Source organism: Bacillus sp. YC2 (genome assembly GCF_019891195.1).
Lineage (GTDB): Bacteria > Bacillota > Bacilli > Bacillales > Bacillaceae > Bacillus.
This window is the reverse complement of sequence record NZ_JAHXDO010000036.1, coordinates 1-511: the sequence shown is the minus strand read 5'-3', so window position 1 is coordinate 511 and position 511 is coordinate 1. Positions and strand designations below refer to the sequence as shown.

The window sequence follows — 511 nt, the reverse complement described above, 5'->3', positions numbered from 1 at the left end:
CCTGCTCTGCCTGTGTGTCATAAAAAATCGGGCCTTTATCGTAAGATTGCGCAATATCTTCAAGTGTATTGGTCACGTCTTGCCCATGAAGCTGATCATACAGGCCGTGTCCGACTTGACCGTAAAATTCCGTTCTCAGCTCGGTGATTTTCTCATCGTGTTCCTGATAGGCGTGCTGCGCTTCTTTTTTCATTTTCCGTAAATCCTCAGCCATGGCCTGCACCTTTTCAGCCAGCTTCTTCGCACTTTTCGGCGTTACTTTTATCGGGTCTCCGCTGCCGATTGCACCGGACGGCAGGAGAGCGCCGAGGTTTTTATCGAAGACTAATTCATCTCCGTTTGGGTTTGCAATGTTTCCGTTTCGATCAAATATGAAATTCGCTTCGTTTAAGCCGTGTGTATCCGGATTTCTCAGAATTACGGTAGTGAGGAAATAAGCGAGATTCTTCCCTATCTGTTCGGACAGTGTTCCATTAAGCCGCTCCTTTCGGCTGAACTGCGAGAGCGAGGG

At 48.1% G+C, this 511-nt stretch carries 1 pseudogene; it reads right to left on the bottom strand.

What is annotated here, in order from left to right:
• A pseudogene (locus KY305_RS19785) lies at window positions 1-511 on the bottom strand (lipase); the annotation flags it as partial.